Genomic DNA, 24,798 nt, shown 5'->3' on the forward strand with positions numbered 1-24,798 from the left:
CTGTGATTTAGTGTCATGGGATGAACTTAAATGCAGGTTAGATCGATTCATTCCCTCCTTTAGGTGGATTAATTGCATATTCTGAAACTAAATCGTCACTATTTTAATAGTAACTCTCATTAATTTCACATTTTGAAACTAATTAAACGTTACCTCTAAGCTACCCAAAGAATAGGTACTTTCACAGCAGCATCCTATCGACCAGTAGACGAATAGTTCCTATCACAGTAATAACCTATCGACCAATTGAAGAATAGTGGAAATTAGTCGTTTTTCCTTGTCACCTAGCAATCATTTTTTGAGATTACTTATTTTAGATGATTACTAGGCATGATTTAAAATTCAAGAAGCTTGCATGAACTGGATAAAACCTCCTCTCAATAAGAATACTTTTTATACAACTTTTTTAAACCCACAATCGTTTTACATGCCGAGGTGAAGAAATTGCCGACTGATGAACAGTTAATTCAAGAAATTCAGGGCGGGAGCCAAGCTGCCATGGAGGTGCTCGTTAAGCGTTACTACAAGCGGATTTATGCCTATTTATATCGTAAGACAACAAGCAGTCATACAGCATACGATCTGACGCAGGATGTATTTATCAAAATGGTCCAGAACCTCCCCTCCTTCAAAAGTTCTGGCTCCTTCAGCAGTTGGTTGTTCACAATTGCCGTGAATTGCAGCAGGGACTATTACAGGTCTGCCGCATACAGACAAGCATCGGCTGCTAGCGAATATGTGGAGCATCTAGAACAGAAGCAAGAGGAATCAGTCTCCTACATTTTCGAGAAAAATGAGTCGAGAACGCTGCTTAAGCAAGCGGTACAGGAGCTGCCGGACATACAGAGCGAGGCTATTTTGCTGAAGTACTATCATGATTTGAAAATCAAGGAAATCGCAGCTATTACGAGCACGAATGAAAACACGGTAAAGGCTCGATTGCGACAAGGGCTGGAGAAGCTGAAGAAGAGGCTTGGGAGGGATGATCATGAACAAAAAAGATACACATAAGCATTCCGCAAAAAGAGCTGAGTATGATGAGCTTGATTCTTTCGATCAAGAGTTCCGAGAGTTCATGAACGAGTATACGGTTGAATATCCGGGCGAAGAGGCCATTATGCAAACGATTGATACATTGAGGCCTTATGTGAAACAGCCCGAGGTACGTCGGAAGACTGGTTTTCCTTTTAGCTTGGCTATGCTCAAAATGCTTCATATCCGCACAAGCTTTTGGCTGCTGAACGCGCTCTTTTTTGTKGGCGGCTTGCTCGCGTGGGGAGTATGGGAAGGTAATCCCTACTCGATTATGCTGCTTCTCTCTCCGGTACCTTTTTTACTTGGCCTGCTTGAGGTATTTAGAGGTCGTGATGAGGGTCTAATGGAGCTGGAGATGTCATGCAAGTATTCTGCGCAGCAGATTATGTTATCTAAAATGCTAGTTATCGGCAGCTACAATTTGCTGCTTAGTTTTATATTGCTTATTATATTTGGCTTGTTCGGTGAGCCGCTTCTTTTATCAAAAATCATTATTTTCTGGGTGACTCCATTTACGGCAGCTTCCAGTATCGGATTGGCGGTAGCGAACCGAGTACGCAGTATGATTTCGATACCATTTACGCTGACGATCTGGATATTTATCGTACCTTTAGTCATTGAATTCACGAAATCAGAAAACATAGATGGTTTTTACACAGGTGTGGGTGCGGCAGTTTCCATCTTTGCAGTTTTAATGTTTGTGCTACAGATCAAACGTTTAAGAAGAGGTGAGTTTGTTGATATTATCCATTGAGAGAGTCAGTAAGCAATTTGGTCATAAAAGGGCTTTAGAGGGTGTAACCTGTGAATTAACAGAAGGGGTATACGGTTTTCTAGGTGCCAACGGCTCAGGAAAAACAACGCTGATGCGAATTCTCGCAGCTGTTTCAAGGCCAAGCTCTGGAAGAGTACTATGCGATGGTGTAGATATACAAGTGATGGATGAACGCTACCGCGATTTGCTAGGCTATTTACCGCAGCATATGGGATTATATAAAAATTTTACAGTCACCAAATTTCTCTTGTATATCGCCTCGCTAAAAGGGATCGAGAAAACCGCAGCGGAAGCTAAAGTAGAGGAACTGCTGGAGGTTGTCCATTTAACAGATGAGAAGCGGACGAAGGTCGGTAAGCTATCGGGAGGTATGAAGCAACGTGTTGGCATTGCACAGGCATTGTTGAATGATCCGAAGATTATCATAGTAGATGAACCGACTGCGGGACTTGATCCGAAGGAGCGTATTCGTTTTCGTAATTTACTGTCCTCAATAGCAAGTGAACGTATCGTTTTGCTGTCTACACATATCGTCTCAGATATTGAGTACCTCGCAAAGGAACTTCTAATTATGAAGCGGGGTATGCTAATTCAGAAGGCAAAGCCTCAGCAGTTGCTTGAAGGCTTGAAGGATAAAGTATGGACAATCCGAGTGCAGCAGTCAGAGATAGGTGCTCTTCAAGCTCGGCATAAGGTTAGCAGTTTAATCAACAACGAAGATGCCATTATCGTACGTATTTTGTCCGATTATAAGCCAGATCCGCGTGCAGAGGCAGCTGTACCTAATCTTGAGGACCTTTACTTGTATTATTTTGATGAGGAGGCTGTGAAGTRAAATCCTTATTATCATTTGAACTTTACAAAATTTATCGTCAAAAAAGTATTTACATCGCCCTAATTATTCTTCTAGGACTTATAACGGTGAACTTGATCGTTCATGCGACAAGTGATAATTCGTCCTACTATAAGGATTGGGAGGGCGAGCTTACTCAGGAAAAGGTCGATCGTGCACAAGCAGAAAATGCGATAATAATGGATAAAATGGAATCGGAAAAGGAAACACTAACAGATCAAGAAAAAGCAATGTCCGGCTTATATAAGAAAATAAGAAATTTGCATAATCTAGAAGCGCAGAGGTTGTCGGGAGTAGAATATTTTCATTCCTTGGAGGAAAAAGAGATAGGCGGCTATGTACAGCGCCAGAATGAATTACTCCTCAAGATGTTCGAGAGCTACAAGATCGATCAGATTTATTATAGCCGTGCTCCTAGCGAGATGATTGATTTTGTCAATGTTTTCTCAATTCTTATAAGTGGTTCATTAATTCTTGTGGGACTAGCTTCTATATTCTCGAATGAATATGCGACCGGTATGGATCAGTTCCAATTTAGCTCCAGATTTGGACGGAAGCAGGTCGTTACCGCAAAAATAATCTCTTCGATGATTTATGTGGTGTCCATCGTTTTCGTCTGGGTGCTTTACAATTTGATTCTTCGGTTTGTCACTTACGGTGGAGGTGTAGATGGATTTAAGTCCCCTCTACAGGAAGTATTTAAATACCGTAGCTCAACTTATGGTTATGACTTGGGAAACTATATATTGGTTCAAATCGGCATGCATTTACTGGGAGCGCTTGGATTTGCATTAATCGTAATGCTAATCTCTGCTTTTTGTAGGCATACGATAATGTCATTCCTTATATCAGGGTTTATCTTCGGGTTGCCTATTGCTGTTCGCAGTATATTTGATCTGCCGATGCCGTGGTTAAACAAAATACTTGAATTTAGCTATACAGATGTGATGAGGGTAGAAGAGCTATTCATGGAATTCAAAACCATTAATCTATTTGGTCAGCCGATTCTTTATCCGATTGTGGCCATTGTCGTTACGATCGTTTTATCCATGGCTAGTGTTTGGTTGTTATATTACACAATGAGACGTAAGGAAGTTGCTTAAAGAAAGGGAATAGGACAAAGAAGGTTGGGACGGAGGGTGTGAAGGATGCGAAAATCACACGATGGCAGGGCGGAAGGATTTGCGCGTCCACATCCGAAGCCAAAGAGTAATCGTGTACGAAGGGTTAGTATCTGGTTAGCTGTGTTGATTCTATCGATAGCTGCCATACTTACTATTGTATATAAAGTGATGCTGCTTTCACCAACTGCTGAAGCAAGTGCTGCGATGCAAAGCGATAAGCAAGTAACAATCAGCAAGCTCGATAAAGGCTATCGCTTCGAACCCACAATCGAAAGAGAGGGGACTAGCAAGCAGCTTAATCTTATTTTTTATCCAGGTGCTATGGTCGAGCCAGAGAGCTATTCCTTATTTGCCCGTAAACTGGCTGCGGCTGGTTACCGTGTTTACATTGCAAGTATGCCGCTTCATTTAGCGTTCACAGATCTAGACCGCGCTGAATCTTTCATTGCGGAGCATCCGTATGAAAGCTATGTCATCGGAGGACATTCGCTAGGGGGTGTATTCGCTACACGATTTGCTGCTGAACATAGAGAACAACTTGCTGGAGTCTTTCTACTTGCTTCCTATGCAGATAAGAAAGGCAGTCTTGCTCATTCTGGCTTACCGGTGCTGCAAATAACTGCATCAAGGGACGGCGTCTTAAACTGGAAAAGCTGGGGCAAGGCAAAACGTTATATGCCGGCTGAAACGACCTACGTAACGATTGAAGGCGGCAACCATACACAATTCGGTTCGTATGGACAGCAAAGTATGGATAAGGTGGCGACTATATCACCGGAGCAACAGCTCGATGAAGTAAGTGCTGCGCTGCTGGGCTGGATAGGTAAACGGAATAGATAAGATTTTGAATTCGAGAAAGCTGCTTCCTATGGTCCTAATGGGCTATGGAAGCAGCTTTTTTAATGAACTGGACCTTTAGCGTGATATATTAATAAAACAGGAAAATGTTAGAAGGTGTATTTGCAAAGAATGTCGAATTATAGTAGAAAAGCAATATGTATATTTTCGATATTCTGAGGTGCTTAAATGAGATGTATATATAAATCCGTGATAGTACTAGTGCTATCGTTATTCATAGCAGTTTCTTTTCTAGTTAATGAGTCCTATGCGCTATCGGATGAACCGAGTATCGCTATTAATGAGTGGGAAATGAGATGGGAAGCATATCAAGCTGATAGCACCCGTACTTTTGCACTTACTGAGCAAGCAGAAGGATGGTTTCCAGTTAAATATACAGCTGATACTTTGCAAAAACCAGCAAATACCCAATATGCATGGGTCAGAATTAAGCTGCCTGATCTTAAGTGGGTGAGACCGACTTTGCTAATTAGTGAGCTGAATGCTAAAAATGTTACGATTTTTAAGGATGATCAAATTATTTATGAGACTAAGCGCGAATATGCTAATGATTCCAATAAAGTTATACTGCCTCTGACAGCTAATGAGTCTAATAAAACAATTTATATCAGATTAGAAGCGGAAGAGAAAAAAATTGGTATAAAAAAACAACCAATAATAGGGGAATATCAAGATCTTGTTAAAGCGTATATGACAAAGGATATAATGGATGTTATTTTAGGAGCAACACTTATTTTTATTTCACTATCCATGCTGTTATGTCTTATTTTTATGAGCAAGCTGTACGTAAGGAGCTGGAGTTCCTTAAGTATAATCATACTATCTATAGGATTAATGATACTTTCGAATTCTCCGTTTTTTCACACAACCTATAGTGAATTTGGATTAGTATCTTACTATTTATTTGATATATCATCCTATTTATTGATGCCTGCTCTATTTATTTTTTTTGAGAGTATCTTCGGCAATGGACCGTTTGGATTAATAGCTCGTATGCGGAAGGTAATAGTAGTTATCGTAGTTATCTGCATTATTTTATTAGTAGTAAGCATATTTTTTAATCTTTTCCAAGAATGGTATATTTTAATTGGGACAGTAAGCTTTGGGATCTGTGTTATATTTGGAAATGTTGTATTAATAAGCTGCTTGATTTTGTACTGTATACAAAGAAATAAGGAAGCAATTATTTTGACAATTGGATTCGGAATGTTTGCCGCTATAGGAGCAATAGAAATCTCATGGTTTTTTATACAAAATAGGGGCTATAACATGTTAGCATGGAAATGGAGCATTCTTTTTTTTATAATATCTCTAATTATTATTTTATCCAGAAGGATCATGAAAAACTATGATCAAGTAGTTGAGTATTCTAAGCGTCTTGATATATTTAATAATGAGCTGCAACGATCAGAGAAAATGGAAGTGATAAGTCAGCTTGCTGCATCTGTCGCCCACGAGGTGCGTAATCCATTGCAGGTAACGCGAGGTTTTCTCCAGCTGTTAGGGGAAAAATCAGCTAATGAGAAAGACAAAAGCTTTATGCTGCTAGCCATAACTGAATTAGATCGTGCATCTGAAATAATAACTGATTTTTTAACCTTTGCAAAACCTCAAGTAGAGCAAACGACATTGTTAAATATCGCTGAAGAGCTACAGCAAATAGAAGGGATACTTGTTCCATTGGCTACGATGCAGGGAGGAATTATTAAATTGGAGCTGGCACCTAACCTATATATTCGCGGTAATTCTTCAAAATTTAAACAGGCTTTAATTAATCTAATTAAAAACGGGATAGAAGCTTTAGGTAAAGAGGGTTTTATACAGATTCATGCTTATGAAGATAGGGACTCAAATCTAGTTTATATACGAATTAAAGATAATGGAGAAGGAATGGATGGTGTTGATTTATTAAAATTGGGTGAGCCTTATTATTCGAAGAAGACGAAGGGGACAGGATTAGGTCTGATGGTTACATTCCGAATTGTAGAGGCCATGCAGGGTAAACTTACATTCAATAGTACAAAGGGGATTGGAACCGAGGCGGTTATGCATTTCCCATTAGTAAATAAAAAGGGCCGATAGCATATTAAATAGCTTTCGGCTCTTTTTGTCAATTATCAGGAAATTATACCCACATTGGAAATCTAACAGTTGGTCCATCATTCAAGGTAGCTGGGTTCACAGGAATAACCAGATAAAGCTTGTTGGACGTTTCTTCTACAGCTACAATTTCGAAATTATCTGGGATTTCAACTCCAAATGCTTCGTTAATAGCCGCTTTCGGATTAGCGAGAAGTTGTGCTTTGAATGCAGCATCTTCCCATGCCTTTTGGATAATTTGGATTTTTAAGGATTGCTCTGTTGACATGATAATCACCCTTCCTGATATGTATAAGTTTACCATACCAAGTCTATCATGGTTTTTCGACAATTTCTACTTTAAAATGCAAAAATTCTACAATTTTCGAAAGAAAACATAATTCATTGGTCTTATTTTTGGGGAAACTCTATCGAAACGTAGTTATAACAACCTATTTATAAAACGCGAAAATTAGTTTCTATGTCTTATCTGACTATATCAAATGACTCAATCCAGAGTCAGTAACAGTTATGGTTATGAAGGGAAACAGTTATGGTTAAGCATCATTAAAAGCAAGAACCGCCGAATGCTAGGAAACATTCGGCGGTTTGGTTCAATATTATACCCACATCGGAACTTCATTTGGGCTTTTCACTTTTAATTCTGTAGGATTGGGAGGAATAACTAAATAAAGTTTACCAGGTGTTTCGGTCATAGCATTAACTTCAATAGAATCATTGAATTCAATTCCAAATTCATCGCGAATCGCAGCTTTAGGATCTGTAAGAAGACGTTCTTTAAAGGCTTCATCGTTCCAAACTTTTGAGATAACTTGTCCTGTTAGTGCTTGTTCTGTCGACATCACAATCACCCTTCCTCATATGTATAAGTTTACCATACAGAGTTTATCATGGATTTTCGACAATATCTACTTCAAATTACAAATATTATACAATTTAACAATGGAAAACAGGTTCTATTTTCCTTATTTCGTCAAATTGCGAGACAAAAAGTAGTTAAATCCTCCTTTGTGAAGCGCTGCGCGATTTGAGTCTATCGTATCAGATGTCTGATTCAAATGGTTCAACAAGTAAGCGTGGAAATCTACCAACTCTGTAGCTTTCAACTTCATAGCAAGGAGTCTATTATGATTGTCACAGGCAACCTGGACATAGGACTTCATGCAGCCTCTGACATAAATAGATGCTTCTGCTTCTTCTGCTGTAGGCTGTCGATCCAGTTGCCGATCGGAAGCAATCTTGGCGAGTAAACTGTTGTAACAGCCTTCTGCCAAATCCTCCTGCCAATCCGCCCAATCATCCGCCATTTGCAGCGTCATAAGTGTAATATCAATAGCTTCCTCCATGAGGGGAATCATATGACTTCTTGCTGAAAGTAATAAAGCACCTGTACACGCTATTTTAACAGGACCAGCTTTCCCTGCTGTTTTGAGAGGCTCGGTTATAAAGTAATTATCTGTCTTTTCATTCATCACGCTATCGGCCCATGTCGTTACATATCGATTGTAATATTGCCAAAATGATGATTCTGATGGAAACAATTCACGAAATACAGCGAACATCTCAAGTACCAGCAGATTACCAAGAGCGAGCTGTTCCTTCCAATTAGAAGATGGTGTGCTGTCCATTACATCATCCTGAATAAAAAAATATAACATGCCATAGACATTAGCTAATGCAAGCTTTCTGCACTGCTCATCGTTGATTGCAGCAGCCTCTTGCACCCAGAAGGGAAGTAAGCTGCAAATGTAATCTTTGCCGCTGTCATGTTTAACCGGATTGAACTTGTCCGCATATAGTAGACCAATTGTGTTCAAGGGTATGGGGAATGCAGCAATGCGCTGTTCAGCTTCTGTATAGATGAGTTCAAGCTGCTTCTTGTAACGATCATACCATTCCATCATAATGTCYTCCGCGACTTCGTAGTAGTTGGATTTATTTAGACTAGATCTTTATATTTGAGCATATAAATAGAGATGAACGCCCCAAATCTTTTCCTACTATACCACTTCTCTACTAAGAAAAAGTTAACATTTTTAAAAATATGAGGTAAAAACAAACGAACTACTTATTGAGTAAAAAGAGAATATCCAGTAAAATGAGTAAAGGGTTTACAATTTGTTACTGTAATTGGTTCAATCGCTACCATATTTGCAAAACTGGACTAAGGTCGAGGATACTCCTATTACTTGAGCAGGTTTAGAATTTTGTTCTCCTGCATTAAAGTTAATACCAAGATGAGAGTTCTTTAATGTGGAGGTAGTAAGACATGAATAGAGATGTGGAAATTTACGTGCTTTTGACAGATACTAGAACTTTATTTACGAAAACAATCAAATGGTTCACGAAAGACCCGCTGAATCATGCTTCTATAGCATTTGACAGCGATTTAAGTGAGGTTTATAGCTTTGGCAGGAAAAATCCAAGCAACCCATTTTTCGCAGGTTTTGTGAAAGAAGATGTGAGAGGCCAGTTTTTTGAACATTCGATGTGCTCGCTTTATCGTTGTACAATCAGTTATAGCGCCTATATGAACATTCGTTCACAGATACACTATATGGAGCAAAATAGTGATCAATACAAATATAATTTACTAGGCATGCTTGGAATCGTGTTCAATATTGAAATGAAGCGGGAATATGCCTACTTTTGTTCTCAATTTGTAGCTTCGGTATTTGAAGAAAGCGGAGTGAGCTTAGTTGATAAGCCTGCATTTTTCGTAACACCAGGTGATTTAGAGAATACGGCTATACTAGAGTTAGTTTATCATGGGAAGTTGCATTCCTACACGGGATTCAAGGAAATGAAAGCAACAGGAACGTTTCGAACCGCTTGAAGAAGACCTCAATTGTTGAGGTTTTTTTTTATGCTTTTTTTCCTAAAAAATGCAATTGACAATGATTATCATTTAGCCGTATACTTTTTTTTAGAAATGTTACAAATTTCAAATAGATACTAAGAGGAGTCTTTCATAATGAAGCTTAAAATAACTACATTTGTACTAGCATGTGCACTTATTTTTACAGGCTGTGGAGCTAATAATTCTAAAAATGCAGGAAAAGCTGCGGAACCTACTAACACTAGCAAGTCTACTGCAGAGAACGGCAATAAATCAGAGGCGACGGACGGCAACTGGACCGGAATCTTGGAAGACTACCGTCAATTTACCGTTGAGCAGGCAGACAAGTTTATTATAGAAACCGAAAAGTTTGTAACAGCTGTTAAAGGCGGTGATGTAGAAGGTGCAAAGTTATTGTACGCGCCGACACGGATGTATTTCGAGCGTATAGAGCCGATTGCTGAAGCGCTGGGAGATTTGGATCCGAACATTGATGCTCGTGAAAATGACGTGGAGGAGAAGGACTGGCGTGGCTTTCACCGCATTGAGCAAGCTCTTTGGGTGAATAACTCTACCGAGGGAATGGATGAATACGCAGATAGGCTGCTTGAAGATGTAAAGCTGCTTCGTGCGTTAATGGAAACCGTTGAAGTTGATGCGGGATTGCTCGTAACGGGAGCAGTGGAACTGTTGAACGAGGTATCCTCCTCCAAAGTAGTCGGTGAGGAAGAACGTTACTCCCATACGGATCTGTACGATTTTGTAGCGAATGTAGAAGGCGCACACAAAATTCATGAGTTGGTTCAGCCCGTGCTAATTAAGAAAAATGCGGAGCTTAATGAGCAAATCGAAAAAGGATTTACAGATCTTGAGCAAGCGTTGACCGCATACAAATCAGGTGATGGCTATGTGTCCTATTTGGACTTGAAGGAAGAAGATACGAAGAAGCTGAGTCAACTAATAGATGCACTTGCTGAGCCGCTGTCTCAAATGGGTACAATCTTGGAGGTTCAATAAGATGACTCGGTCAACCGAATCAGATTCAAAGCAAGCTGAGGAAAAAGTCAGCGGTATTCTTGATAAATCGATTAGCAGGCGCGATTTACTGCGAATGGCAGGCATCGGGGGGGCTGGCCTAATACTCGGAGCAGCGGGGGTAGGCGGTGTACTCACTGCACAGGATAGAAATGGAACGAAGCCAGCATCAGGTGCAACACCAAAAAGTGATTCTTCAGAGATTGTAGATTTTTATGGTACTCATCAAGCGGGGATCCTAACACCGCCGCAGGATTTTGTGTTGTTTGCGACATTTGATTTGACGACAGAGAAGCTCGCTGATGTGCGCAAGCTGTTCCAAGCATGGACGACTGCAGCTGCATCGATGACCAGCGGTCAAATGCTTGGCAGTGACAATAACAACAATAATTTGCCCCCTTCCGATACAGGGGAGGCGGCAGGTCTGTCTCCATCACGCACGACTATAACGTTTGGTGTAGGTCCTTCTTTCTTTGACTCACGATACGGCCTTGCTGTCAAAAAGCCTGCTATCTTAACTGACTTACCCGCTTTTGGCGGAGATGAGCTGCGAGCAGAGTGGTCAGGCGGTGATATTGGCGTTCAAGTAAATGCGAATGATATGCAAATCGCTTTTCACGCGATTCGGAATTTGGCACGTATCGCCAGAGGCAAGGCTGTGCTTCGATGGACACAGGAAGGCTTCCAACGAACAGGAGGTGCTGATCCGACGGGGGCGACACCTCGTAATTTAATGGGCTTTAAGGACGGTACTGGTAATCCTGACGTTAATAATGAAACAGAAATGAAACAGGTCGTGTGGGCAGATGCTTCTGATGGAGCAGCCTGGATGGCGCAGGGCAGCTACATGGTTGTAAGACGAATTAGGATGCGGATAGAGGTATGGGATCGTTCGACACTTGGTGATCAAGAGACAACATTTGGTCGTCATCGTGAAAGTGGAGCTCCTATCGGCAGTAAGCTGGAATTTGATAAGGTGGATTTGGAGAAGAAGGACGAGAGCGGCAAGTCCATTATTCCTATGAATTCACATGTTCGTCTGACACGTGGTGACGGCTCGGTCAAAATTTTGCGACGCTCTTATTCATACTCTAGCGGTATTGACCATAAAACAGGACAGCTCGATGCCGGACTGCTGTTCATTTGCTTCAATCGCGATTCGCGAAAGCAGTTTATACCTATGCAGCAAAAGCTCGGACAAAGCGATTTGTTAAATGAATATATCGTGCATACTGGCAGCGCGGTGTTTGCTTGCTTTCCAGGTGTGAAGGAAGGCGGCTACATTGGTGAAACACTCTTTTAAAGAAATGAAAGCTTTCTATGAGGAAAGGGGCGGACTTCTGATGTTCGCACAATATAGCAACGGATTAAAGCGTATAGGTATACGCTTTTGTTCCGTTGTTTTTCTAATGTTAATGTTAGTTGGCGGGGGCCATTATGCGCTGGCGGAGGGTGAACAAGCGGATGAGCTTAGCCGCTTGCTTCCTCTCGTAGGAAGCGCGCTAGTCGAAGCGGGGCAGGACAACTGGGAAGATGCAATCTTGCATATTGATGAAGCTGCTGTGAAGTGGAAGGAGCTTAACTCGGCGTCTACTAAAGAATCTGCAGATGTAGACTCAGCTATTGCAGGGGCGATCAAATCGCTCGCTGAATCGGATGAAAATCCAGAAGCGGCGAAAGCTTCGTTGTCTACACTGGCTAAGGCGATAAACCGATACGTGAAGAGTGAGCAAACGGATACGGCTGCCGTTATGTCAGGCAAAGAAGCTGCTGACCGTATACTGCCGTTAGTGGAGCAGCTGCTTAAGGATGTAGAAGCTGATGATTGGACGAAAGCAAATGCTGTCTATCGTCAAATCAATAGCGAATGGCCGATTATTGAGAAGGCAGTGCGAGTTGATAACTTCAGCGTATATGGGAGTCTCGAAACGAAAATGAGCATGCTTCGAATTTCAATTCAAGCCAATCCGCCGCGTGCTGAGCAGGCAGTGACAGAGGCTAAGGCGCTCATTCAATTAATTACCGACTATAAGGATGGTAAAATTGCAGCTTCAACAAAGGCAAAGGATGATACGACCACGGTGTCGGGTGCAGTAGCCATTCTTGATCAAGCACTGATTGATGTTAAATCGGGTCATTATCCTGAAGCAGCAGGTCAAATGGAAACATTCATCGTGCAATGGCCTGCTATTGAGGGTGAGGTGATGCTTCGTTCAGCAGCTGTCTACAGTAATATTGAAATTAGAATGGCCGAGACTGCAGGTTATTTACTTTCCGAGCCGCCTGCGGCTGGCAAAGCAGAGAAGCTTATCGTAGAGATACGAGGACAGCTGGAGCCGATGATGAAGGAAACCAAGTATACGGCTTGGGATGCAGGTATGATTTTGCTGCGTGAAGGACTTGAGGCGATACTAGTGTTGGCTGCACTTCTTGCCTATTTGCAACGTACAGGTAATGCAGATAAACGGAAATGGGTTTGGTCTGGTGTATGGGTAGGGCTTCTCCTAAGCGGCATAATGGCGTTAGTGCTTACTTATGCAATTGCTAAAGTAGCAGCAGGAAGCACTCGTGAATCAATTGAAGGTATTGCTGGCCTTTTATCGGTTGTACTGATGCTTACGGTAGGCAATTGGCTCCACAGCAAATCCAATATGAAGAACTGGAACCAATACATTGATCAACGTATGGGCAGCGCGCTTGCGCGTGGCAGCTTATGGTCCTTATTCGCAGTATCAGGCTTGGCTATTTTTCGTGAGGGAGCAGAAACAACGATATTTTATATTGGGATGGCGCCTTCTATTGAACCGTTGCAGCTTGCGCTTGGGTTTGGTGTAACGTTCATATTGCTCATAGCGCTCGGATTCGGAATCATCAAGTTCAGCGCTAAGCTGCCAGTACGTCCGTTTTTTCTCGTTGCATCGGCGCTTATCTACTACCTAGTCTTTCGCTTTCTGGGCGAAAGCATACACTCTTTGCAGGTATCTGGTTGGGTTCCATCGCATACGATGTCTAGTTGGCCTACTATTGGCGCTCTTGGTATCTACCCAACGTTGGAGACTACAATTCCTCAGCTTATCGTACTGGTGTTTATTGTTGGTAAAGTAAGCTGGACACAATGGCGGAAGAAGGTTCCAGAAATCAAGGCTTTGAATGCGAAGTAAAAGACGTTGACAACATGATCGTGTAAAATAGAGAGCTGTCCCTAATGCAGCGTAAGCTGCTTACGAGGCAGCTCTTTTAACCTTTTGCAAGGGCTGATTGTTGAGATCATAAAACCCAACTAAGCGAAGAAGCAGCGTTTGTGGTATTATTTTTGGAAAAGGGAGGAAACGAAAATGAAGGGACAAAGCGTATTAATATCAGCTTTAATATTTGCTTTTGTTATCGCTATATTTGCTGTCATAAATGTTGATTCTGTAAAAGTGAACTTTTTATTCACAGAAGCAACCATACCGCTTATTCTCGTCATATTATCATCCACCTTACTTGGTGGGCTTACAGTGGGATTGCTTGGAATGATACGTCAGTTCCGCTTGCAGCGCACGGTAAAAATTTTAGAGAAGCATGTGGCAGAGCTTATGGCTGAAAATGCCGAGTTATCTTCCTCACACCCTACAGTACGTACTGATCGGATGGAGTCAGCAGAATTGCCTGTTAAAGAATAGCACAACATAGATTGCGAGGACCATATGTATATCTACACCTATGCAAATCACGAAGATGAAGCATCGTTATGTGAGCTTGAGCTGCGTTCGCTGTTTGGCCAGTCGGTACAAAATGGAGTAATAGTGAGCACAATTGACATGTCAGTTGATCGGAGTCCCTTCGTAAAAAGACGAATCGAGGTTTATTTTGATTCCGACCGTCTAGAGGGGATTACTGAACAGCTTCTCACTATTGAATTGGAAGGGCGCAGCTTTAAGGTACTGTTCACGATGGGTGATGAAGCATTTACCTTTGAGGAACAGAGGCAGCTAGAGCGGATTGTCGGTGCTGAAATTCGCGGTAAAGCGGATATGAGAACACCTGTACTGCGGTTCGGTCTGACAAAATGGGATGGGCGCTGGTACTTCGGACCATGCGAGGATAATCAAGCTTTATGGCTGAAGCATCAGAATAAACCGCAAAATTATTCGACTGCGCTGCCTACGAGGGCAGCAAGGGCAATTGTTAACTTAGCCGCGGGTTCGTATGCAGCGCATACTCGGCTAATCGATCCATGCTGCGGGATGGGAACTGTCCTCATTGAAGCTATGTCAATGGGGATTGATATCGAAGGTGTAGATATTAATCCGTTGGCAGTACGAGGAGCACGTACAAACTTAGCCCATTTTGGTTATCCTAATCGGGTAAAGCTAGCCGATATGCAGGAGCTGGATGGATATTACGATGCGGCAATTATTGATATGCCCTACAATTTATGTTCGGTATTGCCAGAGGAAGAACAGCTTGCTATGCTGAGGAGTGTAAGAAGGCTTGCTAAACGTACGGTTGTTATAACGACAGAAAGAGTCGAGAAACAGCTGGAAATGGCGGCTTTTCGGCTCATTGAATATGCAGCCCTGAGTAAAGCCTCTTTTACCAGATATATATCTGTAGTAGAATAAGAACTATGTAGTGCATGAAGCGAGGTGAACCTATGTCTACAATTGAGAACAATGAATCCGCCCAGCAGCCGAAAGCGCTGACTCAAGCTGAGAAAGCGAAGCAACTGCTCGCTCAGAAGAAGCAAGCCAAAGCTGGCGGAGCTCCAGGCCAGACGCACCTTTCCACAGGGACGCAGGCGATGAAGAGCCAGAATACGAAGAAAGTTAACAACCAGCGTAAAAAAATGGGTGTATAGCAGTTGAAGCGGATTTTCCGCGCAGCGATAGGAAGAAGACAGGGCGCCGGCTGGCAACAGCTTGGTGCCCTGTCTTTAACTAGACTGCGGAATTTATAACCAAGCATGAATTCTGCGCTATGCCGCATAATGAATAGACAATATTTATTATTTTAGGCGGAGGGATTCGTTATGACGGCGACACAAGAGTCAACTATGAGCATTTACCTACTTGCCGGTGTGGCAACATCCAACAGTATATTTACCGAATGCAAATTGAAGCTGGAACAGCTGTTTCAATCTCGAGGCGTGGAGCCTGACATACATGTAATATTTCCATATGGAGATGCCTCTCGAAGTTTGGTAAGACAAGTGCTGGAGGTAAAGAGTGATTTATCTAATCGAATGACGGCTGGGCGTGTTGGTGGACAAAACGCGCTAAGACAAATAAAGCAGACGTTAAAAAGTGAACGGATGCTTTTAATCGGACATAGCGGCGGTGGTGCAGCTGCTTATCAAGCAGCGAAATTGCTGCATGATGAGGGCGAAGCCAAAGACTTTCGAATCGTACAGGTAGGTTCACCTCGCACGCCAATTGATCCGAAGCTGCAGGACAAGGTCAGCTACTTTCATTCGGTAGACAGCTTAGGCAAGCTCAATGATCCTATAAGTCGTATCGGGAGCTGGGGCGGATGGAGCAGAAAAGGATTCTCGATGCCGCAGTGGAACCGCTTGAAGTATGCTCCAGGCTATGTGGAAGGCATTAAGATTATAGGCAGGCATGCGGATTACTTCCGTCATACAAGTCCGTTTTTGGATCAGGAAGAGGTATGCAACCTCGACAAAACACTCGATCACATGCGCGAATGGTTGAAAGGCTGGGTGTGAACCTTTAAAATGGAGGGAAGAGAGGAAGTGAACCAATAAATATGGCGGATACCCATACTTATACTAAGCGAGAAGAAGTCGCAAATGCTGTCACGCATGGAATTGGAACGGGACTTAGCATAGCAGCTCTTGTGCTGCTTATCGTATTTGCATCGACGAAAGGAACGGCTTGGCATGTCGTTAGCTTTACTATATATGGGGTTGCCATGCTGCTGCTGTATACAGCCTCAACGCTTGTACACAGCTTCCCTGCGGGCAAAGCGAAGCGATTGTTCGAAAAGCTCGATCATTCATTCATATATGTATTTATTGCAGGTACCTATACACCAATTTTGTTTCATATTGTGCAGGGGAAATTGGGCTGGGTGCTGTTTGGCATCGTCTGGGGAGCCGCATTAATCGGCGTCATCTTTAAGTCTTTTTTTGCTTCCAAGTTTCTGTTTACCTCTACGATTGTATATATTGCGATGGGCTGGATCATTGTTTTTGCATGGAAGCCGCTTACGACACATCTCGCTCCAGGCGGAGTTCAACTGCTTATAACTGGCGGATTGCTCTATACATTCGGTACGATATTTTATATGTGGCGCAGCTTTCCTTATCATCATGCGGTCTGGCACTTGTTCGTACTAGGCGGCTCTATTGTACACTTCTTCGCTATTTTGCTGTATATATTGCCAGCTTAATAGGTTGCCATATATGTAAGTGGTGAGGTTTCCCTCACTTTTTTTTTGTCTTCATAAGAGGATCCGTTTATTTATACCACGATTTCCGGACACCAGCCGGGAGGCTCGGAGCAAACTGCAATTGCGAAAGCAGGGTCTTCTCGAACTAGATCGGCGAAATAGCTGGATAAAATATGATTGCTGGAGACGGAGCCCATTCGGAACGAGCGCTTAACTTCTCCTTTTACATGCATATAATAATAAGTTTGCTTTGTCTTAGGAGATTGATAGAGCAGCGTAGGCAGATGGGGAACGATATCAAATTCATTTTGAAAACGCCAGTGCGTGTCGACTAAGGCATTATAGCTTTGTACGAATTTGGGATCGCCTATTCTTGGAGCGCCAAACGTATAGATAATCGGCGATGTAAATGCTGAATTGTTGGCTAAATCCATGGCTGCAAGTGTAGCGAGTGCGCCGCCTAGGCTATGTCCGGTTATAAATAAAGGAATATCGGCTGGAAGCTGCTTCACAATATCAAATATTTGGCTGCGAGTGGACATATAGATGTCGGTAAAGCCTTTGTGTGTTAGACCTACATTTTTGACAGGGCGGTAGGGAGTTTGCTCGGCAATGAAGTCGGACACCCAGTCTACTACAGAACCGCTGCCCCGAAAAGCGAGAACGGAGGCTTGTTCCGAAGTTAGTATAAATCCGAATCGTTCTTCGCTGTTGTCATAACCTTTAGCAGTAAATTCTCCTGCCAATTTATAATCCTTCGGTACAAGAAACAAGCCGTCCTTATTATTGAATTGCATATACGTTTGTCCACAAACCGCAGCCAAAAATAGGGCGCTGCGAATATCGAGCTCCTGCGTTCTTACAGCTCTTTTCATCATTGTCCCCATGTCATCCCTCCGCTCATCCGTTGACCTCAGCATTATCTTCCATTATATGAAAGTATAGATTAATGGGTACCAGCGGATTATAAATGGACTTCCTTCAAGATGAACAAGTATAATCGGAATTGTAAGTATTGAACTATGAAGGGGGAGTTACAATGACGCTTCAAATTGGGATTATCGGAACAGGTTGGTTTGGTATGATGCATGCGGAGAAGCTGGCGAAAATAGCAGGTGTAAAGGTCGTCGCTTTTACAGCTACTAACCAAGAGAAGGCTGATCGTGCAGCACAGCTGCATGAAGGGGCTCGCGGATACGCCTCTGTTCATCAGATGTTGGATGATCGTAAGCTTGATGCCGTATATATTTGTGTGCCGCCGTTTGCACATGGTGAAATTGAAATCGCTTTAATTGAGAGAAATATTCCTTTTTTGGTAGAAAAGCCGATAGGATTAGATAAGGAAACACCTTCTGCCATGTTAAAGGAGATTGAAAGTAAAAAGCTCATTACATCAGTCGGGTATCATTTTCGATATATGAATGGGACGGATCATGCGAAAGAGCTGCTGAAGGAGCGCAGTGTGGGCATGTCGCTAGGGTATTGGATGGGTGGAATGCCAGGCGTAAGCTGGTGGCGTAAAATGGAAGGCTCAGGCGGCCAGTTTGTTGAGCAAACGACACATATCGTAGATTTGCTGCGATATACGGTAGGTGAAGTATGTGAAGTCTACGCGGCTTATGGAGAACGCATAATGAATAAAGTAGAAGACGGTGTTTCTGTACCTGATGTTGGGACGGTTACACTCAAGCTTGTAAACGGCTCCRTGGCAACCATTAGCAATACATGCGCCATTCCGGCAGGGGAACGATCAGGACTACATATATATACGAATAAAGGTGTGCTAGAGCTTACTCATAGCGGTTTGAAGGATATTGAAGCGGGACGTATTACGGAGTATGCTAATCGCTCTGATCCTTATGAACGAGAAAATGAAGCCTTTCTACATGCGCTCAAAACAGGAGACGTGTCTCGGATCCGATCAAACTATGCCGATGCTTACCTCACTCATCAAGTAACCATCGCTGCGAATGAGTCAGCTCGCAGCGGATTGCCAGTGAAGTTGTAGAATCCACTTTATTTTACTGATGAGGCCAATTGAGGCCAATAGCAAAGGGACTGACTTTTTAAGTAGTTTGATCTACTTAGAGGCCAGTCCCTTTTGTTTGCAGCTATACAAAGCTTAATTGTAATGCTCTAGTTACGGTTTTTGCGAGATCGCGATAGAGGTGCTTTATCCCGTGAAGATTGCGCAGAAGCGTTTTGTTTAGGAGAAGACTTCTTTCGGCTAATGCGACTTGATCTTGTTTGCTTTTCCGTGTCATCTGAGGCGGATTCTTTCGATTTGTGGCCGTTTAGTATATCGCCAGTCCAGCCTTTCCTCCAGAGCCAAATATAAATAATGATCGTAATGATAGCTATGACCGTAATCATGGCAGGAAAACCCCAAGCATGATCCTTCCAAGGCAGCTTATTAAAGTTGCTGCCCCATAGAGAGCCCAATATAGTGGCTGGCAAGAACAACACCGTAAATATAGTTAAGGTTTTCATAATGTCATTGCCGCGGAAGCTGGAAATAGCATCATCCATTGAAATTAGTGTATCAATCTCCATGGCATAATGGTTCAACAGGACATCAATTCTATCCAGCTTGTGAGAAATTCGTTTAAAGGCCTCCGTCTCGGTCAGATCTTCCATAAATGCTTCCTTGGCGGCGCCTTGAAGCTCTCTAACGGGAATGAACAAATGATTCCAATGAAGCAAATCATATCTTCTCTCGAGAATAACTTCGAGCAGACCTGTACGGTTTTCTATTCGCATAGCAGATTCCAGATCACTCAGTCTTGTCTCGAAGCCGTCTAGCCCTTCGTGGAATGTCTCGAGAATGACGCTAAGCATAATGAACAATGCTTCCGGAGCTGTTCCACAGCTTTCCAACTTTATCGATTGCTCTCGTGATTGCAGACGCAGTGGAAGCCGCATATCCTCGTGCATCGTAATAAGCCGCTGTTTTGTCAGCCAAAAATGAAAAGGCTGTACATCGGACTCATCCTCGGTTACTTGGAACATCAGTGTGCCGTAAAGCAACTGGTCGGTATTAGACGTATCTCTGACAGAGATTTGATTGGTACGTCTGCCTTCGCATTCATCAATCCATGAGGCACACTCCGGGAAAAGCCGCTTGAGTTGCTCAGCATAAGGTATCGTATCCTCATCACTCTGTTCCGATTGCTTAGTGGATTTATGAAGTATGTTTTTTCTACTTGGCAAAGGTTCTTCCGGTGCTGGCTCATATCTTACCTGCTGCAGCACATGCCATTCCCATCCTGGGGGATAGCGAAGCATCCTATGGATCATCGCTTAGCCTCCTGCTTGTCCGATTTTCCAATTCATATTCCTCCATCATAACCTGAACGGCAGTGATGCACAACCTGAGCTTTCAACTATAGGTAATCGGAGCTAGGAGACTCTATAAGACGACATAATTCGTCAAAAATAGGGCATACCAAGCGTAGCTTGTCATTTTATAAGTTGCTTGTATATGGAAGTTGTACGTGGAAGTGATACGAAGGAGGCATACCAATGACTAGAAAGATTGGTTTATTTGAAACAGAACAGCAGGTCATTCAAGCCATTCAGCAGCTGGAGCAAGCGGGCTTTGCTCAAGGAGAGCTAATGGTACTGGCAAAGGATTCTGAGCACTCCAGGCGCATTGAGGCAGAAAGTGATGTACATGTAGATGAAATAACGGAATTAGCAGAAACATCAGCCGTTCAGGTTCAGGGCTCAGACACCTTAGGAATGATGGCGGCTGCTGGCTTCGGCAGTGCTGTTGTTCCGACTGCCTACGGTTTAGCAGGTTATGGAACGGGTGGGCTTCTGGGTGGTGCCTACCCTTTTGGAGCAGCCCTTTTATTCGATGATGATGAGCATAGTCGTGTATATCATTCCCTGGGACTGGATGATGAAGAAACTCATATATGCAGCCAAGCACTGCAAAGCGGATCAGTGATTATTGTTGTAGAAACGGATGGTAGCAAATCGTTGCAAGAAGTGGACGGCGGGCCAGATTTGTCACGTTTAGGTATCGCAGAGGCTGTATTTCGCAGCTGTAATGCTTCGAGTATTGTGGATGGCGTGTAAATGTAAAGATAATCAATGTAATAACAGCCTCACCTTATGCTGTAGTTAGAGATCAAGCAGCGGAGGTGAGGCTTATTTGGTGTGAAATCACATATCTGGATGTGAAATAACTAACGATCTATTAACGATGGACGATCAAGCTTCAGTATATGTGCTAAAGGATGTTGATTGCCTAGAATGAGATCCCTTAACAAAGTAGCGCCAATCATGCTGTATACCGTTCCATTTCCGCCATAGCCTAAGCAGTAGTAAACCTTTTTCCAGGATGGGTCTTCTCCGATGAAGGGCAGGCCGTCAAGTGATTCGCCAAACGTACCATTCCATTCATACTCAATGGGTGCCTGCATCTCAGGAAATAAAGCTTGAAACTGCTTATATAATTTCTCGGTTCGTTTTTCCCGACTGCTTTCACTTTGTAGAGGCTGTTCGGGATCCTCATCTAAACCACCGATGGCAGCCCGGCCGTCAGGCGTTGTTCGAAGGTATAAATAAGGACGTGCCGTTTCCCAAATGAGGAAACGCTCATGCCACTTTTGTAAGTTTTTTTGGATGCCGGTAACAATTGCGTATGATCTGTTTAGATTTGCCTTAATAAGCTTGCCTCGAAGCTCCTCCGGCTCATAGCCAATCGCGTATACGACATGCTCTGCTTCTATTTCATAGCCAGACGTTGTGCGCAGAAGGTGGAAACCGCTCGCCGATGTCTTGTGATCAATAACATCTGTTTGCTCATATAACTCCAATCCTTCTTCAACAGCTGCGCTAGCGAGAGCAGTAACGAATTGATAAGGATTAATTTCAGCGTCTCCATGTGTAACGATAGCTCCCGGCTTACGAAATGGAAAATGGTTAGCAATGTCGTCAGGTGACCAATATTGGACAGGGAGTCCGCAAGTCCGGAGAGCTTCATATTCTTGTTTGAGCTTAGGCAGCAGCTGCTCAGTGGAGGCATAGTACAAGCTGGTTCTGTTTTTGAAGCCGACGTCAGTCGATAATCCTTTAGTAATCGAGCCCAGCATTTCAATGGCCTCTTTACATGCTATATAGAAGGCCTGCGCATCCTGCTGACCAATTTGATCGATTAAATCGCATAGCGTGATGTCATTGCAATATTGAAGTAAACCCGTATTGGCTAAGGTGCTGCCGCAAGCCACTTGACTGCGTTCAATCATAATTGTAGTTAGTCCGCTGCGTACAAACTGTGAGCTGCAAATTGTTCCAGACACGCCGCCGCCGATAATCGCGACTTGAACCTTTTTATTTTGCTGCAAGGGTGGGTATTCTTTGGTATGACATAATGTTTCTGGCCAATATAGCTTCCCGGTATGCATTTCCTTTATAGGTCATCACTCCCACAATTAATATACCCGAATTTGTGAAAATGACGCATAAATCAGGGGGGATGAGACGCTAGCGGTTGCGCATTGAGTCTCGATATGCAGTCGGTGATTGCCCGTGCAGCTTGCGAAATTGTTTGGAGAAGTAGAGTGCGTCTTGCAGCCCTACGGATGCGGCAACCTGCTCAATTGTAAGCTCGGGACGTTCGCGAAGCATATGCCGTGCTTTGTCAATGCGCAGCTTGAGTAGAAAGGATACGGGGGAAACGCCAGTGCGCTGCTTGAATAGACGAGATAAATAAGCGCGATTATAACCGAGCGACTCGGCCATTTGCTCGATGGATACTGGGTGGGCATATTGGTTAGACAAATAATGCACTACCTGCTGRAGCAGATGATCACTCTCTCCCTGAGCCGTACGAAGCGATTCGTCGCTTAAGGCAAAAAGTACAGATTTATATTCAGCCATAAGCAGATGCAAGTATCCGGCAGCCTTCAGATGCGCTGATGCGCTCCCACTGCGAAAGGTCTCATAGATCTGTTTATAATAATCACCTGCTTGCTCACCATCTGGGCAAAATACAATCTGCTGCTCTGCGGTAAAGCCCGCGGCTGCAACGAGCTCGGCCGCTTGAATGCCATTAAATGCGACCCAGCGGTAACGCCAAGGTGTTTCACCATCCGATTCGTAGCTGATTAATTGTTCTGGTTCAATTAGGAAGGTATGTCCAGCATGTAACGAATGGCTATTTCCGTCACAGTTGAATACGCCGCAGCCTTCGAGCACGATATGCATTAAATAGAAATCATACACCTTTGGTCCAAGACGATGTAAAGGCATAGTCTGGCTCTCTCCAGCAAATAACACATTCAAATTACGATTCTCGCCATGAGCAACAACAGGATTAGACGCTACGGTATACATGTCCGGACGCATAGAACTTTACACCTCCTTCATATGTGTTGGATATCGAACGGAAGTACAGCATTTTCAATATCATAGCATGTATGATCTAACGTTTGAAAGTCACATTAATCCATATAATAAGCACTTGGTGCCATTTCGTTTTCGATTTCGTTACTTTATACTGAAGTAGAAAATGACTCTATTAAAAAGGAACGTGATAGCAAATGGCAAACATTGAAGCGCTAACACAACAATTTATACAGCAATACGGTGGAGATGCGAGTGACATCGCAGTATTTCATGCTCCTGGACGTGTGAACTTGATCGGCGAGCATACAGATTATAATGGAGGATACGTATTTCCTGCCGCATTGACGTTTGGAACAACACTACTAATTCGTAAACGCGAAGATAATCTGCTGGGTCTTGCAACGACTAACTTTCCTGCATCGAAGCAGTTTTCGCTTGACGATATTGTTTACGACGCTGCGGATGACTGGATGAACTATCCGAAAGGTATCGTGAATGAGCTGCAGCAAAGTGGTGTGACTTTCTCAAATGGTTATGATTTGTTATTCCATGGTGAAATTCCGAATGGCGCAGGCTTGTCCTCATCAGCTTCTATTGAAGTTGTAACTGCGTATGCATTACTATCCTTAGAGAGATTGCCGACGGACACCGTAAAAATCGCGCTTCTATCGCAAAAGTCGGAAAACGAGTTCAATGGTGTTCAATGCGGCATTATGGACCAATTCGCAGTTGCGAACGGCAAGAAGGATCATGCTATTTTTCTGATGTGCGACACGCTGGAGTATGATTTGATCCCGTTTGAATCAGGCCATTACAAGCTGGTTATAGGTAATACGAATAAACGACGCGGTCTGGTTGACTCCGCATATAATGAACGCCGCAGTCAGTGTGAGCAGGCTGTGAAGGATCTGCAAGCTGCATTTCCTGATCTAACACTGCTTGGTCAAATTAATTTGGATCAATTCAATTCCGCTAAGCATCTGATTAAGGACGGAACGGTCCAAAAACGCGCACAACATGTCGTAGAAGAAATAGATCGTGTTCTTCAATCAATCAAAGCTCTTAAAGCAACTGATCTGGAGCAGTTCGGACGATTGATGAACGGCTCGCATGACTCACTGCGCGACTTGTATGAAGTAACAGGTGATGAGCTGGATGCGATGGTTGCGGCAGCGCGCCAAGTACCAGGAGTTCTTGGCTCTCGTATGACCGGAGCGGGATTTGGCGGCTGTACAGTATCGCTCGTTCATGAGGATAGCATTGAGGCTTTCAAAGCTGAAGTTGGACGCAACTATTTCGAAGCAACTGGCCTAAAGGCAGATTTCTATGTTTGTACGATTGGCAACGGTGTAGAACGTCTAACCGTGTAAGTAAATAAGTAAATACTTGTATAAAACTATTTGTTCATAGGAGAGGGGAAATACAA

The 24,798-nt window shown here is 43.1% G+C and carries 25 protein-coding genes; 18 read left to right on the top strand and 7 right to left on the bottom strand.

Annotation, left to right across the window (positions count from 1 at the left end; genetic code table 11):
- Positions 1-444: 444 nt before the first annotated feature.
- From AC1DWN_RS05805 to AC1DWN_RS05830, 6 genes are all read left to right on the top strand, one after another.
- Positions 445-1,011, top strand: a complete 567-nt coding sequence (locus AC1DWN_RS05805) for an RNA polymerase sigma factor (RefSeq protein ID WP_477557972.1) — start codon at positions 445-447, stop codon at positions 1,009-1,011.
- Positions 989-1,789, top strand: coding sequence for a hypothetical protein (locus AC1DWN_RS05810; RefSeq protein ID WP_477557973.1), 801 nt, complete (start codon positions 989-991; stop codon positions 1,787-1,789). Before AC1DWN_RS05805 ends, AC1DWN_RS05810 begins: the two co-directional genes overlap by 23 nt.
- Complete coding sequence (locus AC1DWN_RS05815) at positions 1,764-2,645, top strand: ABC transporter ATP-binding protein (RefSeq protein WP_477558010.1); 882 nt, start codon at positions 1,764-1,766, stop codon at positions 2,643-2,645. Before AC1DWN_RS05810 ends, AC1DWN_RS05815 begins: the two co-directional genes overlap by 26 nt.
- Before the next feature lie 29 nt (positions 2,646-2,674).
- Entirely contained in the window at positions 2,675-3,766 is a 1,092-nt protein-coding gene (locus AC1DWN_RS05820) for a hypothetical protein (protein WP_477558011.1), read from the top strand.
- Positions 3,767-3,811: 45 nt separating this feature from the next.
- Positions 3,812-4,627 carry an alpha/beta fold hydrolase gene (locus AC1DWN_RS05825; protein ID WP_477557974.1) on the top strand — a complete coding sequence of 272 codons (816 nt, stop codon included), beginning with the start codon at positions 3,812-3,814 and terminating at the stop codon, positions 4,625-4,627.
- A 309-nt stretch (positions 4,628-4,936) separates the two neighbouring features.
- Positions 4,937-6,727: an ATP-binding protein gene (locus AC1DWN_RS05830; protein ID WP_477557975.1), complete on the top strand. Its 1,791-nt coding sequence runs from the start codon at positions 4,937-4,939 to the stop codon at positions 6,725-6,727.
- Positions 6,728-6,770: 43 nt separating this feature from the next.
- On the opposite strand, the gene AC1DWN_RS05835 is transcribed toward AC1DWN_RS05830, so the two are convergent.
- The 3 genes from AC1DWN_RS05835 to AC1DWN_RS05845 all read right to left on the bottom strand — a co-directional run bounded on the left by AC1DWN_RS05835 (position 6,771) and on the right by AC1DWN_RS05845 (position 8,649).
- Positions 6,771-7,013 (bottom strand): NHLP leader peptide family RiPP precursor, encoded by a 243-nt coding sequence (locus tag AC1DWN_RS05835; RefSeq protein ID WP_477557976.1) that lies wholly within the window; start codon positions 7,011-7,013, stop codon positions 6,771-6,773.
- A gap of 331 nt (positions 7,014-7,344) precedes the next feature.
- On the bottom strand, positions 7,345-7,587 hold the full coding sequence (locus tag AC1DWN_RS05840; protein ID WP_477557977.1) for an NHLP leader peptide family RiPP precursor: 243 nt from the start codon (positions 7,585-7,587) through the stop codon (positions 7,345-7,347).
- Positions 7,588-7,710: 123 nt separating this feature from the next.
- Positions 7,711-8,649, bottom strand: a complete 939-nt coding sequence (locus AC1DWN_RS05845; protein ID WP_477557978.1) for a hypothetical protein — start codon at positions 8,647-8,649, stop codon at positions 7,711-7,713.
- A gap of 365 nt (positions 8,650-9,014) precedes the next feature.
- On the opposite strand from AC1DWN_RS05845, the gene AC1DWN_RS05850 reads away from it, so the two are divergent.
- The 9 genes from AC1DWN_RS05850 (at position 9,015) to trhA (ending at position 17,015) form a co-directional block, all read left to right on the top strand.
- A complete protein-coding gene (locus AC1DWN_RS05850) occupies positions 9,015-9,581 on the top strand; it encodes a hypothetical protein (RefSeq protein ID WP_477557979.1) in 567 nt (188 codons plus the stop codon).
- Between the two features lie 138 nt (positions 9,582-9,719).
- Complete coding sequence (gene efeO, locus AC1DWN_RS05855) at positions 9,720-10,601, top strand: iron uptake system protein EfeO (protein ID WP_477557980.1); 882 nt, start codon at positions 9,720-9,722, stop codon at positions 10,599-10,601.
- Between the two features lies 1 nt (position 10,602).
- Positions 10,603-11,922 (top strand): iron uptake transporter deferrochelatase/peroxidase subunit, encoded by a 1,320-nt coding sequence (gene efeB / locus AC1DWN_RS05860; protein WP_477557981.1) that lies wholly within the window; start codon positions 10,603-10,605, stop codon positions 11,920-11,922.
- On the top strand, positions 11,906-13,780 hold the full coding sequence (locus AC1DWN_RS05865; RefSeq protein ID WP_477557982.1) for an FTR1 family iron permease: 1,875 nt from the start codon (positions 11,906-11,908) through the stop codon (positions 13,778-13,780). Before efeB ends, AC1DWN_RS05865 begins: the two co-directional genes overlap by 17 nt.
- A 174-nt stretch (positions 13,781-13,954) precedes the next feature.
- On the top strand, positions 13,955-14,284 hold the full coding sequence (locus tag AC1DWN_RS05870; RefSeq protein WP_477557983.1) for a LapA family protein: 330 nt from the start codon (positions 13,955-13,957) through the stop codon (positions 14,282-14,284).
- A gap of 24 nt (positions 14,285-14,308) precedes the next feature.
- Positions 14,309-15,226 (top strand): TRM11 family SAM-dependent methyltransferase, encoded by a 918-nt coding sequence (locus AC1DWN_RS05875; RefSeq protein WP_477557984.1) that lies wholly within the window; start codon positions 14,309-14,311, stop codon positions 15,224-15,226.
- Between the two features lie 32 nt (positions 15,227-15,258).
- On the top strand, positions 15,259-15,462 hold the full coding sequence (locus AC1DWN_RS05880; protein ID WP_477557985.1) for a hypothetical protein: 204 nt from the start codon (positions 15,259-15,261) through the stop codon (positions 15,460-15,462).
- A 171-nt stretch (positions 15,463-15,633) separates the two neighbouring features.
- On the top strand, positions 15,634-16,329 hold the full coding sequence (locus tag AC1DWN_RS05885; protein ID WP_477557986.1) for a lipase family protein: 696 nt from the start codon (positions 15,634-15,636) through the stop codon (positions 16,327-16,329).
- 41 nt (positions 16,330-16,370) lie between these two features.
- Positions 16,371-17,015 carry a PAQR family membrane homeostasis protein TrhA gene (gene trhA, locus AC1DWN_RS05890; protein ID WP_477557987.1) on the top strand — a complete coding sequence of 215 codons (645 nt, stop codon included), beginning with the start codon at positions 16,371-16,373 and terminating at the stop codon, positions 17,013-17,015.
- Between the two features lie 71 nt (positions 17,016-17,086).
- On the opposite strand, the gene AC1DWN_RS05895 is transcribed toward trhA, so the two are convergent.
- On the bottom strand, positions 17,087-17,902 hold the full coding sequence (locus AC1DWN_RS05895) for a lipase family protein (protein ID WP_477557988.1): 816 nt from the start codon (positions 17,900-17,902) through the stop codon (positions 17,087-17,089).
- A gap of 152 nt (positions 17,903-18,054) precedes the next feature.
- Between AC1DWN_RS05895 and AC1DWN_RS05900 the strand changes: the two genes are divergently transcribed.
- Positions 18,055-19,023: a Gfo/Idh/MocA family protein gene (locus tag AC1DWN_RS05900; protein ID WP_477557989.1), complete on the top strand. Its 969-nt coding sequence runs from the start codon at positions 18,055-18,057 to the stop codon at positions 19,021-19,023.
- Positions 19,024-19,151: 128 nt separating this feature from the next.
- Here AC1DWN_RS05900 and AC1DWN_RS05905 read toward each other — a convergent pair whose 3' ends face one another.
- The gene (locus tag AC1DWN_RS05905) at positions 19,152-20,312 is read right to left on the bottom strand and encodes a magnesium transporter CorA family protein (protein ID WP_477557990.1); all 1,161 of its coding nucleotides are present in this window, start codon (positions 20,310-20,312) and stop codon (positions 19,152-19,154) included.
- A 225-nt stretch (positions 20,313-20,537) separates the two neighbouring features.
- Between AC1DWN_RS05905 and AC1DWN_RS05910 the strand changes: the two genes are divergently transcribed.
- Positions 20,538-21,098 (top strand): general stress protein, encoded by a 561-nt coding sequence (locus AC1DWN_RS05910; RefSeq protein WP_477557991.1) that lies wholly within the window; start codon positions 20,538-20,540, stop codon positions 21,096-21,098.
- A gap of 110 nt (positions 21,099-21,208) precedes the next feature.
- Here AC1DWN_RS05910 and AC1DWN_RS05915 read toward each other — a convergent pair whose 3' ends face one another.
- Both AC1DWN_RS05915 and AC1DWN_RS05920 read right to left on the bottom strand, forming a co-directional pair.
- Positions 21,209-22,369, bottom strand: coding sequence for an NAD(P)/FAD-dependent oxidoreductase (locus tag AC1DWN_RS05915; RefSeq protein ID WP_477557992.1), 1,161 nt, complete (start codon positions 22,367-22,369; stop codon positions 21,209-21,211).
- A gap of 139 nt (positions 22,370-22,508) precedes the next feature.
- Positions 22,509-23,372 (bottom strand): AraC family transcriptional regulator, encoded by an 864-nt coding sequence (locus tag AC1DWN_RS05920; RefSeq protein WP_477557993.1) that lies wholly within the window; start codon positions 23,370-23,372, stop codon positions 22,509-22,511.
- Between the two features lie 194 nt (positions 23,373-23,566).
- Between AC1DWN_RS05920 and AC1DWN_RS05925 the strand changes: the two genes are divergently transcribed.
- A complete protein-coding gene (locus tag AC1DWN_RS05925) occupies positions 23,567-24,742 on the top strand; it encodes a galactokinase (RefSeq protein WP_477557994.1) in 1,176 nt (391 codons plus the stop codon).
- Positions 24,743-24,798 lie beyond the last annotated feature (56 nt).

The organism is Paenibacillus sp. P4_A7, assembly GCF_056402455.1.

Excerpts from the sequence above, each read along its gene's own strand:
- AC1DWN_RS05840 (WP_477557977.1), bottom strand. The coding sequence starts at position 7,587 with ATGTCGACAGAACAAGCACTAACAGGACAAGTTATCTCAAAAGTTTGG.
- AC1DWN_RS05845 (WP_477557978.1), bottom strand. The coding sequence starts at position 8,649 with ATGATGGAATGGTATGATCGTTACAAGAAGCAGCTTGAACTCATCTAT.
- AC1DWN_RS05925 (WP_477557994.1), top strand. The coding sequence starts at position 23,567 with ATGGCAAACATTGAAGCGCTAACACAACAATTTATACAGCAATACGGT.
- AC1DWN_RS05830 (WP_477557975.1), top strand. The coding sequence starts at position 4,937 with ATGAGATGGGAAGCATATCAAGCTGATAGCACCCGTACTTTTGCACTT.
- AC1DWN_RS05885 (WP_477557986.1), top strand. The coding sequence starts at position 15,634 with ATGACGGCGACACAAGAGTCAACTATGAGCATTTACCTACTTGCCGGT.
- AC1DWN_RS05870 (WP_477557983.1), top strand. The coding sequence starts at position 13,955 with ATGAAGGGACAAAGCGTATTAATATCAGCTTTAATATTTGCTTTTGTT.
- efeO (WP_477557980.1), top strand. The coding sequence starts at position 9,720 with ATGAAGCTTAAAATAACTACATTTGTACTAGCATGTGCACTTATTTTT.
- AC1DWN_RS05895 (WP_477557988.1), bottom strand. The coding sequence starts at position 17,902 with ATGGGGACAATGATGAAAAGAGCTGTAAGAACGCAGGAGCTCGATATT.
- AC1DWN_RS05910 (WP_477557991.1), top strand. The coding sequence starts at position 20,538 with ATGACTAGAAAGATTGGTTTATTTGAAACAGAACAGCAGGTCATTCAA.
- AC1DWN_RS05875 (WP_477557984.1), top strand. The coding sequence starts at position 14,309 with ATGTATATCTACACCTATGCAAATCACGAAGATGAAGCATCGTTATGT.
- AC1DWN_RS05905 (WP_477557990.1), bottom strand. The coding sequence starts at position 20,312 with ATGATCCATAGGATGCTTCGCTATCCCCCAGGATGGGAATGGCATGTG.
- AC1DWN_RS05825 (WP_477557974.1), top strand. The coding sequence starts at position 3,812 with ATGCGAAAATCACACGATGGCAGGGCGGAAGGATTTGCGCGTCCACAT.
- trhA (WP_477557987.1), top strand. The coding sequence starts at position 16,371 with ATGGCGGATACCCATACTTATACTAAGCGAGAAGAAGTCGCAAATGCT.
- AC1DWN_RS05835 (WP_477557976.1), bottom strand. The coding sequence starts at position 7,013 with ATGTCAACAGAGCAATCCTTAAAAATCCAAATTATCCAAAAGGCATGG.
- AC1DWN_RS05880 (WP_477557985.1), top strand. The coding sequence starts at position 15,259 with ATGTCTACAATTGAGAACAATGAATCCGCCCAGCAGCCGAAAGCGCTG.
- AC1DWN_RS05850 (WP_477557979.1), top strand. The coding sequence starts at position 9,015 with ATGAATAGAGATGTGGAAATTTACGTGCTTTTGACAGATACTAGAACT.
- efeB (WP_477557981.1), top strand. The coding sequence starts at position 10,603 with ATGACTCGGTCAACCGAATCAGATTCAAAGCAAGCTGAGGAAAAAGTC.